Source organism: Shumkonia mesophila (assembly GCF_026163695.1).
GTDB lineage: Bacteria > Pseudomonadota > Alphaproteobacteria > Rhodospirillales > Shumkoniaceae > Shumkonia > Shumkonia mesophila.
This window is the reverse complement of the sequence record NZ_JAOTID010000002.1, coordinates 294,929-309,703: the sequence shown is the minus strand read 5'-3', so window position 1 is coordinate 309,703 and position 14,775 is coordinate 294,929. Positions and strand designations below refer to the sequence as shown.

Genomic DNA, 14,775 nt, shown 5'->3' with positions numbered 1-14,775 from the left:
GGGGAAGAAAGAATGAAGCGACTGAACACGGACGTCCTCGCCTCGCTGCCCGCCGGGGTGGCCGTTCCCGCTTACGACCGCAAGGCCGTCAAGGTGGGCATCGTGCATCTGGGCATCGGCGCCTTCCATCGCGCCCACCAGGCCGTCTTCACCGACGACGTGCTGGCCAAGGGCGCCACCGAGTGGGGCTATTGTAGCGTCGACCTGCTGGGGCCGGACGTGCGCGACCGCCTGGTCCCGCAGGATACCCTCTATTCGGTCTCCGCCCTGAGCGGCGACGGCATGAAGACCCGCATCATCGGCTCGATCGCCGAGATCATGGTCGGTCCCGAGGACCCCGAGGCGCTGCTCAAGCGCATGTGCGATCCGGCGGTGCGCATCGTTTCGATCACCGTCACCGAAAAGGGCTATTGCCACGATCCGGCGAGCGGCAATCTCAACATGGCCCATCCCGGCATCAAGGCCGACCTCCAGACACCCGGCCGGCCGACCACCATCGTCGGCTACCTGGTCGAGGCGCTCAGGCGCCGGCGGGCCGCCGGCACGGCGCCGTTCACCGTGATGTCGTGCGACAACCTGTTCTCGAACGGCATCATCGCCAAGCGCGTGGTCACGACGTTCGCCGCCGCCATAGACGCCGATCTCGGCAAGTGGGTCGAGGCCAACGTCGCCTTCCCCTGCACCATGGTCGATCGCATCACGCCCTCCACCACGCCCGACGACATTGCCAGGGTCGAAGCGGCGCTCGGCGTCCACGACGCCTGGCCGATCGTCTGCGAGCCCTTCACACAGTGGGTCATCGAGGACAACTTCCCGACCGGCCGGCCGGCCTGGGAAACCGCCGGGGCCGAGATGGTCAAGGACGTCGAGCCGTTCGAGTTCATGAAGCTCCGGCTGCTCAACGGCAGCCATTCGGCGCTGTCCTATCTGGGCGCGCTCGCCGGCTATCAGACCATCGCCGAATGCATGGCCGACCCCGCCTTCGTGCGCTTCATGCGCCGCTTGATGGACGAGGACGTGACGCCGACGCTGCACATGCCGGCCGGCGTCGACGTCGGCGCCTACAAGGACAGCCTGGTGGAGCGGTTCGTCAATCCCGCCATCAAGCACCGCACCACCCAGATCGCCATGGATGGCTCACAGAAGCTGCCGCAGCGTTTCTGCGGCACGGTGCGCGGGCGCCTGGCGGCTGGCGGCTCGGTTAAGCACCTGGCGCTGGCGGTCGCGGCGTGGATGCGCTACGTCACCGGCATCGATGAGAGGGGGCAGGCCTTCACCGTTTCCGATCCCATGGCGGCGCGCCTCAAGGCCATCGGCGAAAAGGCCGGCAGGAACCCCGAGGCCCTGGTCGCGGGCTACCTGGGGGTATCCGAGATCTTCGGCAAGGACCTCATCGCGGCCCGGCCGTTCGTCGAAGCGGTGACGAATTGGCTCTCCTCGCTCTACGCCAAGGGCGCCGCGGCGACCGTCGCCGAACACTACGGCAAGTAGCCAAGCGGTAGTGACCTCATCGCGCGGCGGGCGGGCGGCGTTGCGTCGGCCCGCCCGCCGGGCTACACACCTTCCATGTTCTTCAGCCTCTCCAAGATCCTGTGGTGGTTCGCGGCCCCCGCCAACGTGCTGTTCCTCCTGCTGGCGGCGGGCGTGCTGTTGCTGTGGACCCGTTGGCGGCGCCTCGGCCGGGGCCTGGCGACGCTGGCCGTCCTCCTGTTCATGACGATCACGGCGCTGCCGCTCGGTTCGTGGATGATCCAGCAGTTGGAAGACCGCTTTCCGATGGTCTCCCCGTTGCCGCCCAAGGTCGACGGCATCGTGGTGCTGGGCGGCGCGGTCAACCCGTGGATGACCGTCGAACGCGGGCAGGTCGCGCTTGGCGACCATGCCGACCGGCTGACCGAGTTCGCCGCTCTGGCCCGGCGATATCCGGAGGCCCGCCTGATCTTTAGCGGCGGCACCGGCTCGCTCACCCGCCAGGACATCAAGGAGGCCGACATCATCGCGCCGCTCTGGGAACAGATCGGCCTGGACGGCCGGCGCATCGTCTACGAGAACCAGTCGCGCAATACCTATGAAAACGCCGTCCTGTCGTTCCCCTTGGCCCGGCCCCGGCCAGGGGAAACCTGGATCATGGTGACGTCGGCGTTTCACATGCCGCGCGCCGTCGGCTGTTTCCGCAAGGCGGGCTGGACGATCCTGCCTTATCCGGTCGACTACAAGACCGGCAGATCCTTCCTGTCCGACTTTTCGCTCAACCCGGCGAGCCGGCTCATGTCCCTCAACGCGGCCGCCCACGAGTGGCTGGGCCTGGTCTTTTACCGACTGACGGGAAAAACGGATTCTCTTTTCCCAGGCCCCGCGAGTTCATAAATCATTAAGGCTTAACTCCTTATAGAAAAGCGTGACGGAATCTCTCTGGCTGGAAGGAATGGAGAGTATGGTGCGGGTCGCTCGCCGCGGCATGACCATGGGTCTTGCCGCGGCAATCAGTGTTGTCGTCATCGCCATCGGAGGAGGGGAAGTTCGCGCGGAGTCCCAGCCGTTTTCGCAATGGCTGGACGATTTCCGCCGCGACGCCTTGGGACAAGGCATCCGCCAGGTGACACTCGACGCCGCCTTCGAGGGCGTGCAGCCGATTCCCCGGGTCATCGAATTGGACCGCCGGCAACCCGAATTCACCCTGACCTTCCAGCAGTATATGGAGCGGGTGGTGCCGGTGACGCGCGTCGAAAAGGGCCGCCGCATGCTGGCCGAAAACCGCGCCCTGCTCGATGAGGTCGGCCGCAAGTACGGTATCGAGCCGCGCTTCCTGGTGGCCTTCTGGGGCGTCGAAACCGACTTCGGGCGGGTAAAGGGCGGCTTTCAGGTCGTTCCCGCGCTGGCCACCCTCGCTTATGACGGCCGGCGAAGCAGCTATTTCCGGACCGAATTGGTCAACGCCCTGAAGATTCTCGATCAGGGCCACGTCAAGCCCGTCGACATGATGGGGTCCTGGGCCGGCGCCATGGGCCAGTGCCAGTTCATGCCGTCGTCGTTCCTCAACTTCGCCGTCGATCACGACGGCGACGGCCGCAAGGACCTTTGGGACAACAAGGCCGACGTCTTCGCCTCGGCCGCCAACTATCTGACGCGGTCCGGCTGGAAAAACGATCAGACATGGGGCCGCCCCGTACAGCTTCCGGACGGCTTCGACCCAGCGCTGGCCAGCCTCAAGATCCGCAAGAGCCTTGGCGAATGGAGCAAGCTTGGGGTCCGCCGGGCGGACGGCGGCACCTTGCCGGCCCGTGACCTTACGGCGGCCGTCGTCTTCACCGAAGGCGCGGGAAGCGCAGCCTTCCTGGTCTATGACAATTTCGAAACCATCCTGAAATGGAACCGGTCGACTTTTTTCGCGGTCGCCGTCGGCTCGCTTGCCGACCGCATCAAAGGCGGGTAAGTTTTCAAGATCTTAGGGCCGCTATCGACGATAACCACAAGATATCGATGACGAGGGGATGAAAAAGGTTCGCAATTTACCGCTGGCGTGGCGGCTGATCATGGTCGTCGCCGGGGGGGCGTTTCTGCCCTCCTGCGCCGAAACCGAATTCATCGCCCATACCGCCAAACGGATCGGCGTCAGCCAGGAGGAGGCTGCGGCGGGCCCAGGTCTCTATAAGGTCGGCAATCCCTACCAGATCGCAGGGACCTGGTATTATCCCGCCGTCGACTACAACTACGAGGAAACCGGCATCGCCTCGTGGTACGGATCGGATTTTCACGGCAAGTCGACCGCCAACGGTGAAAAATACGACATGAATGCGCTGTCGGCCGCCCACCGCACGCTGCCGCTGCCCAGCTTCGTGCGCGTCACCAACCTGGAAAACGGCCGCAGCGTCATCCTCAGGGTCAACGACCGCGGACCGTTCGCCCGCGGGCGGATCATCGACGTGTCCCGGCGCAGCGCCCAGCTTCTGGGCTTCGACGGCAAGGGCACGGCCCGCGTCAACGTCAGCATCCTGGCCGACGAAAGCCGCGCCATCGCCACCCAGATGCAGCGTGGCACCGTCCAGGTCGCCTCCGCGGACAGCCCCTTGGCGGTCGACCGCATTCCGAAACCGTCGGTCAACAGCGAATCGCTGCCGCCGCCGCCCGGCGCCAAGGTGGCGGCGGGGCGGCCGGCACCAAAGCTGCCGTCGGCGCAGCCGGCGCCGCCCCGCGACGACACGCCGCTCGACACCGGGGCTCTGGCCAATCCCGTTGTCGACGCCGTCGCCACCGTCGCCGTCGCGCCGACCCAGATTTTCATTCAGGCCGGGGCCTATTCCGTTTACGATAATGCCAACCGGGCGGCGGCCCGGCTGACCAATGTCGGCAACGTCGGCATCGCCTCGGCCTTGGTCAACAACCGCGACGTCTACCGGGTGCGCGTCGGTCCGCTTGCCAGCGTGGAAGAGGCCGATACGGCACTGGAACAGGTCATGCGGGCGGGGTACAACGACGCACGAATCGTCGTCGTGCAGTAGTCAGCCGCAGCCGTCACGGGCAAGACCCCCGGCGTTAGGATGGCGGGTACCGCGCGGAGCACTTCCGACCCTCGAACGGGGATCATGATTTCACTAGAGACGGAATCGACTGTCATGCCTTGTGTTGTGAGGAAGCAGGACCTCTCCCGCCACGCCGCCGGCCCCCTGGGAATCGCGCTTGCCGCCCTTCTCATGGCAATGCAGTCGGCCCATGGCGCAACCCTCGAGACCATCGCCCGCGAAGCCTTCCTCATGGACGCGGCCACGGGGGCCGTCCTGTTCGAGAAGAACGGCGATCAACCGATGCCGCCGGCCTCGATGAGCAAGATGATGACCGTCCATATGCTCTTCGAGCGCCTCAAGGAGGGGTCGATCTCCCTTGACGACACCTTCAGCGTCAGCGAGCGCGCCTGGCGGGACGGCGGCGCCAAGAGCGGCGGGTCGACCATGTTCCTCTCGCCTGGCGAGCGCGTCCGCGTCGAGGACCTTATCCGCGGCATCGTCATCCAGTCCGGCAACGACGCCAGCATTGTCGTCGCCGAAGGGCTGGCCAGCAGCGAGGAAACCTTCGCCCAGGCGATGACGGACCGGGCCCACAAACTGGGGCTCATCCACAGCACCTTCCGCAACGCCACCGGCCTGCCGGACCCCGAGCACATGACGACGGCGCGCGATCTGGCGCTTCTCGCCATCGAGACCATCCAGGAGTTCCCCGAGTATTACCGCTACTACGCGGAAAAGCAGTTCACCTACAACGGCATCCGGCAGGGCAATCGCAACCCCTTGCTCTATCGTGACACCGGCGTCGACGGCCTCAAGACCGGGCACACCGAAGCCTCCGGCTACGGCCTGACCGCGTCGGCCAAGCGGGGCGACCGGCGGCTTGTCCTGGTGGTCAACGGACTGCCCAGCATGAAGGTGCGCTCGCACGAATCCGAACGGCTACTGGAATGGGGCTTCCGCGAGTTCGAGAACTACAAGCTGTATGCCGCCGGCGACACCGTGGCGGACGCCGACGTCTGGCTCGGTCAGGAGCGCAGCGTGCCGTTGCGCATCGGCAAAGACTTGGTCGTCACACTGCCGCGCAAGGCCCGCGGCGAGATGAAGGTGGCGGCGACCTTCGAAAGCCCGCTGCCGGCCCCCATCACCAAAGGAGACAGGCTGGCCAAGCTGGTCATCACCGCCCCCGGCGTCGATCCCATCGAGGTTCCGCTGGTGGCCGGCACCGACGTCCAGCGGCTGGGAATTTTCGGCCGCCTCGGCGCCGCCCTGAAGTATCTCCTGTGGGGCAACACCGGTTGAGCGGCAAGCCGTGCGGGAGAAATGCCTATGACGCGCGGCGTTTTCATTACCTTTGAAGGCGGCGAGGGCAGCGGCAAGTCGACCCAGGTCCAACTGCTGGTCCGCGCCCTGGCGGCGCGGGGCATCGAGGTCATGGTCACGCGGGAACCCGGAGGCGCCCCCGGCGCCGAGCAGATCCGCGCCCTGCTGGTCAACGGCGAGACCGGGCGCTGGGACCCCTTGAGCGAGGCCCTGCTTCATTACGCGGCCCGCCGCGAGCATTTGCGCCATACCATCCTGCCGGCGCTGGCCGGCGGCCGGTGGGTCGTCTGTGATCGTTTCGCCGACTCCACCATGGCCTATCAGGGATACGGCCACGGGGTGGGCCGCAAGGTGATCTCGGCCCTCCATGCGGCGGTGGTCGGCGACCTGGCGCCCGATCTCACCCTCATCCTCGACATCCCGGTCGCCGACGGCCTGAGCCGCGCCGCCTCGCGCGGCGGCGAGGACCGCTACGAGCGCATGGACAGGAAGTTTCACGATCGCCTTCGCAAGGGATTCCTCGACATCGCCCGGCTCGAACCCCGGCGCTGCGTCGTGATCGACGCCACCGGCACCATCGAACAGGTCCAGGCGACGATCCTCGGCGCCGTGCACGACCGCCTCGGCGTGGCCGTCCCGTGACCGGCGTCGATAAAGCCGACGCCCCCGATGGGCCGGCCGGCATTCTGCCGCCGCGGCAGAACCCCAATCTTGTCGGCCACGAGGCGGCGGAGCGGGCGCTTCTCGACGCCTTCCGCTCGGAACGCCTGTCGCACGCCTGGCTGATCTCGGGCCCGCGCGGCATCGGCAAGGCCACCCTGGCCTATCGCTTCGCCCGCTTTCTGCTGGGGCAGGGCGGTCCGGCCTCCGGCGGCCTGTTCGGAAGCTTGCCGGCGGCCGATCCCGATAGCCTCTACGTCGATCCCGACAGCCCGCTGTTCCGGCGCATCGCCGCAGGCGGCCACGCCGATCTGATGGTCGTCGAACGCGGCTTCACCGACGACAGCCGCCAGAAGCTCCGCACCGAGATCGTCGTCGCCGACGTCCGGCGCATCGGCGGCTTCCTGGCCATGACGCCGGCCGAAGGCGGCTGGCGGGTGGTCATCGTCGACGCCGCCGACGAAATGAACCCCAACGCCATGAACGCCGTCCTCAAGGTCCTGGAGGAGCCGCCGCCGCGCTCGGTGCTGCTGCTGGTCTGCCACAATCCCGGCCGCCTGCTGCCGACCGTCCGTTCGCGCTGCCGCCGGCTGGTCCTCAACCCGCTTTGCGAGGATGCCGTGGCCGGCCTGTTGACCCACTTCGATCCCGGCATGGCCCCCGTCGACGCGCTGGCGCTGGCCCGCCTCGCCGAGGGCAGCGTGGGACGCGCCCTGACACTCGCCGGGGAGGGGGGGCTGGCCCTTTATCGCGACCTCATCGCACTGCTTTCCACGCTTCCCACCCTCGACATCCCGGCGCTGCACGAGTTCGCCGACCGCCTGAGCCGGCCGACCGCCGACAGCGCGTTCCGCACCGTCACCGAACTGCTGCGGAACTGGCTGGGGCGCCTGATCCGCTCCGGCGCCACCGCGGGCGCGGGCGGCGGGACGCAAAACGACGCCGAATCGGCCCTGACGGCACGCCTGTTGGCCGCGGGCGGCCTTGAACGTTGGCTGGAGGTGTGGGAAAAGATCACCACCCTGCTGGCGCGGACGGACGGGGCCAACCTCGACCGCAAGAGTGTCATCCTCAACGCCGTCCTGACGATCGACAAGGCCACGCGCGGGTAAGGCGGCATCCGCCGCCAGCAATAACGTCTTCGTCGTGCGAAGGGAGAGACCAGGAATGGCCGGGGCCAAGCGCTACTACGTCACAACGCCCATCTATTACGTCAACGACGCGCCGCATATCGGCCATGCCTACACCACGCTGGCGTGCGATGTCCTGGCCCGCTTCAAGCGGCTCGACGGCTACGACGTCAAGTTCCTGACCGGCACCGACGAACACGGCCAGAAGGTGGAAAAGTCGGCCGCCGCCGCCGGCATCGACCCCAAGACCTTCACCGACCGCGTTTCCAAGAACTTCCGCGACTTGGCCGCCTTCATGAAGTTTTCCAACGACGACTTCATCCGCACCACGGAGGAACGCCACCGTCGTTCGTGCCAGGCCCTGTGGGCACGGCTCATCGAACGCGACCAGATCTATCTCGGCAACTACGCCGGCTGGTACGCGGTGCGCGACGAGGCCTTCTACGGCGAAGGCGAGCTGACGGTCGGCCCCAATGGCAAGAAGGTGGCGCCTTCGGGCGCCGAGGTGGAGTGGGTCGAGGAGCCCAGCTACTTCTTCCGCCTCTCGGCCTGGCAGGAGCCGCTGCTTAAGTTCTACGACGAGAACCCGGGCTTCATCCTGCCCAAGACGCGGCGCAACGAGGTGGTCAGCTTCGTCAAGGGTGGGCTGCAGGACCTCTCGGTGTCGCGCACCGGTTTCGGCTGGGGCATCCCGGTACCGAACGACGAGGCCCACGTCATGTACGTGTGGCTGGACGCGCTCACCAACTACGTCACGGCGGTCGGTTATCCCGACACCGAAGGGGCCGAGTACGGCCGCTACTGGCCGGCCGACCTGCACATGGTGGGCAAGGACATCCTGCGCTTCCATACCGTCTATTGGCCGGCCTTCCTGATGGCGGCCGGGCTGGAGCCGCCGAGGCGCGTCTTCGCCCACGGCTGGTGGACCAACGAGGGGCAGAAGATCTCGAAATCGGTCGGCAACGTCATCGACCCGATCAAGCTGGTCGAAACCTACGGCCTCGATCAGGTCCGCTATTTCCTGCTGCGCGAGGTGCCATTCGGCAACGACGGCGACTATTCGCACCGCGCCATGGTCAACCGCATGAACGGTGAACTGGCCAACGATCTGGGCAATCTCGCCCAGCGCGTCCTCTCGATGATCGGCAAGAACTGCGAGGCCGCCGTGCCCCAGCCGGGGGCGCTCGGCGCCGAAGATGAAGCCCTGCTCGGTGAAGCCCACGCCCTCTATGGGCGGGTCGGCGCCAGCATCGACGAGCAGATGTTCCACGAGGCCCTGGAAGCCATCTGGGCGACGGTCCGCTCGGCCAATGGCTATGTCGACCGCCAGGCGCCGTGGGCTCTGCGCAAGACCGATCCGGCCCGCATGAATACCGTTCTCTACTGCCTGGCCGAAACCGTCCGCCATCTGGCCCTGATCCTGCAGCCGTTCATGCCGGATTCGACGGCCCGCATGCTCGATCAGCTGGCCGTCCCCGCCGAGTGCCGCACCTTCGCCTTTCTCGGTGCCGCGCACGCCCTGACGCCGGGGATCGCGCTGCCGAAGCCGCAAGGCATCTTCCCCCGCTTCGTCGAACCGGAGGGGCAGGGGGACGCCGCCTGATGCTGGTGGACAGCCACTGCCACCTCGATTTTCCCGACTTCGCCGACGATCTCGACGGGGTGATCGAACGCGCGCGGACGGCCGGCATCGGCTGCATGCTGACCATCGGCACCCATGTCGACCGTTTCGACGGCGTGCTGGCGATCGCCGAGCGCTTCGGGGCGGTGTTCTGTTCGGTGGGCGTTCATCCGCACGAGGCGGCCAAGGCCGCCGATTTGACGGCCGAACACCTGGTCCGCATGGCGGCCCGGCATCCCAAGATCGTCGCCTTCGGAGAAAGCGGGCTCGATTTCCACTACGACTACAGTCCGCGCGACGTGCAGGAGCGCGTTTTCCGCGCCCACATCGCGGCCGCCCGCCAAAGCGGCCTGCCGCTCATCGTCCATACCCGGGAAGCCGACATCGAAACGCTGGCCATATTGCGCGAGGAGCAGGCGAAGGGACCCTTTCCCGGCCTCATCCATTGCTTCAGCACCGGCCGCGACCTGGCCGAGGGGGCCATCGCGCTTGGCATGTACGTGTCGATCTCGGGGATCGTCACCTTCAAGCGGGCCGACGCCTTGCGCGACATCGTGCGCGACCTTCCCCTCGATCGTCTACTAGTAGAAACGGACGCCCCCTATCTGGCGCCGATCCCGATGCGCGGCAAGCGTAACGAACCGGCCTTCACCGCCCACACGGCGGCCTGCGTCGCCGGCGTCAAGGGCGTGTCGGCCGACGAATTGGCCCAAAGCACCACCGAGAACTTCTTCCGCCTGTTTTCCAAGGCGGCGAAATCGTGGCCGCCGGCCGCCCATCCATGAACCACCACCAGGAGATGCCGGCATGCGCGTAACCATTCTCGGGTGCGGCGGGTCCAGCGGAACGCCATCCGTTGACCACGGATGGGGCTCCTGCGACCCGGCCAACCCGCGCAACCGCCGCAGCCGGCCGTCCATCCTGGTGGAGGAAGGCGACAGCCGCGTCCTGGTCGACACCTCGCCGGACCTGCGCGAGCAGCTTCTGCGGACCGGCGTCAACCAGCTCGACGCCGTGCTGTTCACCCATTCCCATGCCGACCACCTGCACGGCATCGACGACCTGAGGCCGGTCAACCGGGTTCTCGGCACACCGCTCGACGCCTTCGCCAACGCCGAAACGCTGGAGGCCATCGATCGGCGCTTCGGCTATGTCCTGGAACCGTGGCCGGCCGGCCAGACGGCCTTCTATCGACCGGCCCTGGTGGCACACACCATCGACCACGGCGGGCGTTTCTCCATCGGCTCCGTTCCCGTCGTCGTCTTCAGGCAGGATCACGGCTATTGCGACACCCTGGGCTTCCGCTTCGGCCCGATCGCCTATTCGAGCGACGCCGTGGCGCTGCCGGAAGACGCCTTCGGCCTGCTCGAGGGAATCCAGGTGTGGATCATCGGCACGCTGATGGACACGCCGCACCCGACCCACGCCGATGTGGACAAGGCCCTGGGCTGGCTCAAGCGGGTGGGGGCCAAGCGCGGCATCCTCACGCACCTGAGCAGCCGGCTCGACTACGCCGCGCTGGCGGCGCGCCTGCCGGCGGGCGTCGAGCCCGCCTATGACGGCCTGGTCATCGACGTTCCTTCCTGACGAAAACGCCGCCGGAGCGGGAAAGAAACCTTCCGCGAAGGGAGGGTGCCCCGCCATGCCCAACGCTCGCCCAGAGCCCGAAAATCGCGTCATCTCCACCTAGATCATTGTCATCGAGAACAGCGCTAACATTTTGTTTCAAAAACATATATCATTATTTTTCATAATATACATTATGCGAATTACGGTAGTGGCGCTTTTTACCCTGATGTCTCACATGAAGCGCTCTTGCCGCTTCCCTTGATCGTCGCCTCCTCCCCGACACACGACCGCCTCTGAATGCTTCCGAAATTTCTGAAGGCCCATAGTGAAGCCACTCGCCATCCAAAAGTCGTCATTCCCGCGCACGCGGGAATCCAGGGCAACCGCTCCGTCACTCGCCCTGGCCCCCCGCGTTCGCGGAGGTGACGATGAAGAATGATCCCGTCTGAGCTGAAAACTGCTTTAGCCTCGCCATCCCCGTCCGCCGTTCGCTCGGCGAAGCGCGAGCGAGCCTCCCTCGCGCGGCCGAGTCGAAACGAGGGCCTCATCGCTTCGCTTCGGGAAGTTTGGCCTGTTCGCGCGCCAAGTACGTCCGAGTGACCTCCGGCACATGATCGGCCAGCCACACCGCCATCGCCTCTTCTTCCCGGCAGATCTCCGTACGCACCTGAGCGGTGGTCGGGTCGCCCGCGACCTCGGCGGCGGCGGCCAGCGTTTCGATCGTCACCGCCTTCCCCTCCCGGTCCAAGGCCGCCATCAATACGGCCGCTCTGGATACGTCCGCGCCGCAAGCCCCACCGGTGACGCCGCCGGCCGAGAAAGCGCCCGGCAGCCTGGTCGTCGACTGGCGGGCCGTCCAAGCCGCGAGGAAGGCGAAATGATCGCCGCCTTTCCCGTGCGCCCCTCCCTCCATTGGACTCCCGGCGCCGTCGAGGGTCCCATTGACGTCCGAGTCAAGGGCCAACCCAGTCCCGAGCGTAGCGAGGCAGTGGTACGAGCGGCCCTTGACGCGGCGGCGGTCAAAGCTCCCCGTAGGGGATGCGGGGACACTTGTAAACCTGCACCCCTGCCCGCCGGCGAGGCGGGGAAGCGCGAGAGGGAACACCCTCGCCTATCCCATCAACGCGGTTTGATCCCCGAAAATTTCGAGCGGCAGCTTAAAACGTATCCTATTGGAGGAAGAACTGTTTCTTCGATCTTCAAGTCCACCTCCCGCATTCAACACAGAGACTTTAATTCCCCCCTCGCCTTTCTTGGTCCGTGTTTCCTCGACAGCCAATGCAACGTCGAACTCTATAACAGTCGCGTAGATAGCCTGCTTCCCATTGAAACGACAAAACAGGAGCCCGTTCTCCGACCAATTTTCGGTCTTAACCGTTTCGACTTGAGGGTTGGTCGTGCCTCCCACCGATCCTCTGTCCGACGAAAATTCCCCCGCAGCATCAACGATCTGCGTCAGGGTGTCCTTCACGAATTCCTTAAGCGTGATCATCGGTCCACTCCCCCTCGTCTGACTACCCTTCCGGAAGGTTCAGTATGAGCCGCCCAGCCCTTGATAGACACGCAAACAATGTTTCCGCCTCACCAAGCGGCGTCTACAGGAGTCCCGTGGCCGGTCTCAAGCCCCTTCTTCCCACGGGTTGACGACGGGCACGCCGGCGGCGATGAACGGCTGGACATCCCGCGTCGCCACGGTGAAGCCCCGCACGGCCGCGATGGCGGCGATCTGGCCGTCCGCCACCGAGATGATGCGGCCGTTGGCGCGAGCGCGTCCGACCAAGGGCGCATAAGCCTTCGCCGCCTGCTGATCGAAAGGCAGGATACGCGGTCCGAACAGTTTCACCAGCAGGTCGTGCAAGGCGCCATCAAGTCCGTCCTTGCGCCTGCCGTCCGGCAAGGCCGCGATACCAACCAACAGTTCCGCCAAGCTCGTCGCCGTCAAAAACAGCGTCTCGGCCGCCTGCCGATCAAGCCACGCCAGCACGCCGGGGGCGCCGTTGGGCCTCATCGGCTCCGAGACGACGTTGGTATCGAGGACGATCATTCAAATACCGCCGGCTCGGTCGGCGTTTGATCACGAGCGACGTCCAGATCAAGACCCCCGAAACGTTGTCCAAAGGTGGCGAGCGCCGATCCAATCTTGAGTCGCGTCTTCGGGCGGACCGCCTCTTCCAGAATCTCCCGGATCTCGGCTTCGGTACTGCGTCCATGCCGGGCGGCGCGCAGCTTGAGCGCGCGATGGGTTTCCTCGGGAAGATTGCGAACCGTGACAACGGACATTTGACTTCACTCCTGAAAAAGTGAAAGCAATGATAGCATATATTTTAGAATGACATCAATCCTTTCAGCGGCCTCGCCCGCCGCGGCCGGTCGTGGTATGCCTGCCGGCCTCCCGAACCCGCGAGTGATCCATGCGCCCGACCGATCATCCCGATCCCCTTCGCCGTCTGCTCGCCATCATGGCCCGCCTGCGCGATCCCCAAGCGGGATGCATCTGGGACATCGAGCAGAGCTTCGCCACCATCGCGCCCCACACCATCGAGGAGGCCTACGAGGTGGCCGACGCCATCGCGCAGTCCGACATGGCGGCCCTGCGCGAGGAACTGGGCGACCTGCTGCTGCAGGTCGTCTTCCACGCCCAGATGGCGTCCGAGGCCGGTCACTTCGCCTTCGACGACGTGGCGGCGACCATCTGCGACAAGATGATCGAACGCCATCCCCACGTCTTCGGCGATGCCGAGGTGGCCTCGTCCGCCGCCCAGACCCGCCAATGGGAGGCCCAGAAGGCCGAGGAGCGCCGTCGCAAGGCCTCGGCCAACGGCCAGGCGGCGCCGAGCGCGCTCGATGGCGTCATCCTCGCCCTGCCCGCCCTGACCCGCGCCATCAAGATTCAAAACCGGGCCGCGCGCGTCGGTTTCGACTGGAACGCCGCCGATCAGGTCTTGGGCAAGATCCGGGAGGAAGCCGCCGAGATCGCCCACGAGATGGCCACCGACGCGCCGTCCGAACGTCTCGACGACGAGGTCGGCGACCTGCTGTTCGCCTGCGTCAACCTGGCCCGCAAGCTTGGCATCGAGCCGGAAGGCGCGCTTCGGCGCGGCACCGCCAAGTTCGAGCGCCGCTTCCGGCGCGTCGAGGCCCTGCTGGCGGCCGCCGGCCGCACCCCCGAGATGTCCGATCTCGACGAGATGGAGGCCTTGTGGGGCCGGGCCAAGGCCGAGGAACGCGGCGGCGACTGAGGCCGGTTTTCGCGGCCCGCGCCGTCGTCTATGATGGTGGCCGTCCGCGCCCTTTTCAGCGGCCGCGGTCCCGGAAGAGAAGACACAGCATGACCATGATTTCCGCGCGCCGTCTTGCTGCCGCCGCCGGTTTTTTGGCGGCGGCCGCCCTGCTCGCCGCCTGCTACCTGCCGGTCCGCTTCGATGCCGAGATCGAGGTCGACCGCAGCGGCTTCTACTCGATGATCTTCGACGGCTACATCGTCTCGGTGCCGCTCCGCCAGGATCTGGCCCAAAAGAAGATCAGCCCGGCCGAAGAGAAGGAAAAAGTGGCGGTATTGACCCGCGACCTCGCACGGGACAAGGCGTTCACCGAAGTCGCCTACCAGAAACAGGGGATCTTCAAGGTCCACTGGGCCCGCAAGGACGACCTGATGCGCGTCGGCATGGTCACCTTTTTTCGGCGCAACGAGGCCATCCTCACCCTCAAGTATTTGAAAGACAACAAATATTTAAAGAACCAGGGGGTCATCATCATGGCTGCCGGGGACATGAGCAGGACCGTCCGCCAGCAGATTGCCGACGCCGGCCTCAACATGACCGGCGAGGTCCGCCTGATCACCGACGCCAAGGTCCTGGAACACAACGCCACCGAGGTCAAGGACGCCGCCGGCAGGCCGGGCAGGAAGCTCTATGTCTGGCGTCTGGCCGACCTCAATGCGCCGACGCCCCACCTCGTCCTGGTGCCGGGCTGA

General features: G+C 66.1%; 16 protein-coding genes. 12 read left to right on the top strand and 4 right to left on the bottom strand.

Annotated elements, in window-relative coordinates:
• Nucleotides 1-12 precede the first annotated feature (12 nt).
• The 10 genes from ODR01_RS05010 to ODR01_RS04965 all read left to right on the top strand — a co-directional run bounded on the left by ODR01_RS05010 (nt 13) and on the right by ODR01_RS04965 (nt 10,820).
• Complete coding sequence (locus ODR01_RS05010; RefSeq protein WP_316976511.1) at nt 13-1,491, top strand: mannitol dehydrogenase family protein; 1,479 nt, start codon at nt 13-15, stop codon at nt 1,489-1,491.
• Between the two features lie 75 nt (nt 1,492-1,566).
• Nucleotides 1,567-2,367 (top strand): YdcF family protein, encoded by an 801-nt coding sequence (locus ODR01_RS05005; protein WP_316976510.1) that lies wholly within the window; start codon nt 1,567-1,569, stop codon nt 2,365-2,367.
• A 67-nt stretch (nt 2,368-2,434) separates the two neighbouring features.
• Nucleotides 2,435-3,433: a lytic murein transglycosylase gene (locus tag ODR01_RS05000; RefSeq protein ID WP_316976509.1), complete on the top strand. Its 999-nt coding sequence runs from the start codon at nt 2,435-2,437 to the stop codon at nt 3,431-3,433.
• Nucleotides 3,434-3,491: 58 nt separating this feature from the next.
• Complete coding sequence (locus ODR01_RS04995; protein ID WP_316976508.1) at nt 3,492-4,499, top strand: septal ring lytic transglycosylase RlpA family protein; 1,008 nt, start codon at nt 3,492-3,494, stop codon at nt 4,497-4,499.
• 114 nt (nt 4,500-4,613) lie between these two features.
• A complete protein-coding gene (locus tag ODR01_RS04990) occupies nt 4,614-5,801 on the top strand; it encodes a D-alanyl-D-alanine carboxypeptidase family protein (protein ID WP_316976507.1) in 1,188 nt (395 codons plus the stop codon).
• Between the two features lie 27 nt (nt 5,802-5,828).
• Complete coding sequence (gene tmk, locus ODR01_RS04985; RefSeq protein WP_316976506.1) at nt 5,829-6,464, top strand: dTMP kinase; 636 nt, start codon at nt 5,829-5,831, stop codon at nt 6,462-6,464.
• A complete protein-coding gene (locus ODR01_RS04980) occupies nt 6,461-7,594 on the top strand; it encodes a DNA polymerase III subunit delta' (RefSeq protein ID WP_316976505.1) in 1,134 nt (377 codons plus the stop codon). Before tmk ends, ODR01_RS04980 begins: the two co-directional genes overlap by 4 nt.
• A gap of 55 nt (nt 7,595-7,649) precedes the next feature.
• Nucleotides 7,650-9,215, top strand: coding sequence for a methionine--tRNA ligase (metG, locus tag ODR01_RS04975; protein WP_316976504.1), 1,566 nt, complete (start codon nt 7,650-7,652; stop codon nt 9,213-9,215).
• Nucleotides 9,215-10,018 carry a TatD family hydrolase gene (locus tag ODR01_RS04970; protein ID WP_316976503.1) on the top strand — a complete coding sequence of 268 codons (804 nt, stop codon included), beginning with the start codon at nt 9,215-9,217 and terminating at the stop codon, nt 10,016-10,018. The genes metG and ODR01_RS04970 overlap by 1 nt, the downstream gene beginning before the upstream one ends.
• A gap of 22 nt (nt 10,019-10,040) precedes the next feature.
• Entirely contained in the window at nt 10,041-10,820 is a 780-nt protein-coding gene (locus tag ODR01_RS04965; RefSeq protein WP_316976502.1) for an MBL fold metallo-hydrolase, read from the top strand.
• A gap of 526 nt (nt 10,821-11,346) precedes the next feature.
• On the opposite strand, the gene ODR01_RS04960 is transcribed toward ODR01_RS04965, so the two are convergent.
• From ODR01_RS04960 to ODR01_RS04945, 4 genes are all read right to left on the bottom strand, one after another.
• Complete coding sequence (locus ODR01_RS04960; protein WP_316976501.1) at nt 11,347-11,529, bottom strand: DUF892 family protein; 183 nt, start codon at nt 11,527-11,529, stop codon at nt 11,347-11,349.
• 384 nt (nt 11,530-11,913) lie between these two features.
• Nucleotides 11,914-12,294, bottom strand: a complete 381-nt coding sequence (locus ODR01_RS04955; protein WP_316976500.1) for a trypco2 family protein — start codon at nt 12,292-12,294, stop codon at nt 11,914-11,916.
• Nucleotides 12,295-12,420: 126 nt separating this feature from the next.
• Nucleotides 12,421-12,846: a type II toxin-antitoxin system VapC family toxin gene (locus ODR01_RS04950; RefSeq protein WP_316976499.1), complete on the bottom strand. Its 426-nt coding sequence runs from the start codon at nt 12,844-12,846 to the stop codon at nt 12,421-12,423.
• Nucleotides 12,843-13,082: a FitA-like ribbon-helix-helix domain-containing protein gene (locus ODR01_RS04945; RefSeq protein WP_316976498.1), complete on the bottom strand. Its 240-nt coding sequence runs from the start codon at nt 13,080-13,082 to the stop codon at nt 12,843-12,845. The genes ODR01_RS04950 and ODR01_RS04945 overlap by 4 nt, the downstream gene beginning before the upstream one ends.
• A 131-nt stretch (nt 13,083-13,213) precedes the next feature.
• Here ODR01_RS04945 and mazG point away from each other — a divergent pair, with 131 nt between their 5' ends.
• Entirely contained in the window at nt 13,214-14,041 is an 828-nt protein-coding gene (gene mazG / locus ODR01_RS04940) for a nucleoside triphosphate pyrophosphohydrolase (RefSeq protein WP_316976497.1), read from the top strand.
• An 89-nt stretch (nt 14,042-14,130) separates the two neighbouring features.
• On the top strand, nt 14,131-14,775 hold the full coding sequence (locus ODR01_RS04935) for a hypothetical protein (RefSeq protein WP_316976496.1): 645 nt from the start codon (nt 14,131-14,133) through the stop codon (nt 14,773-14,775).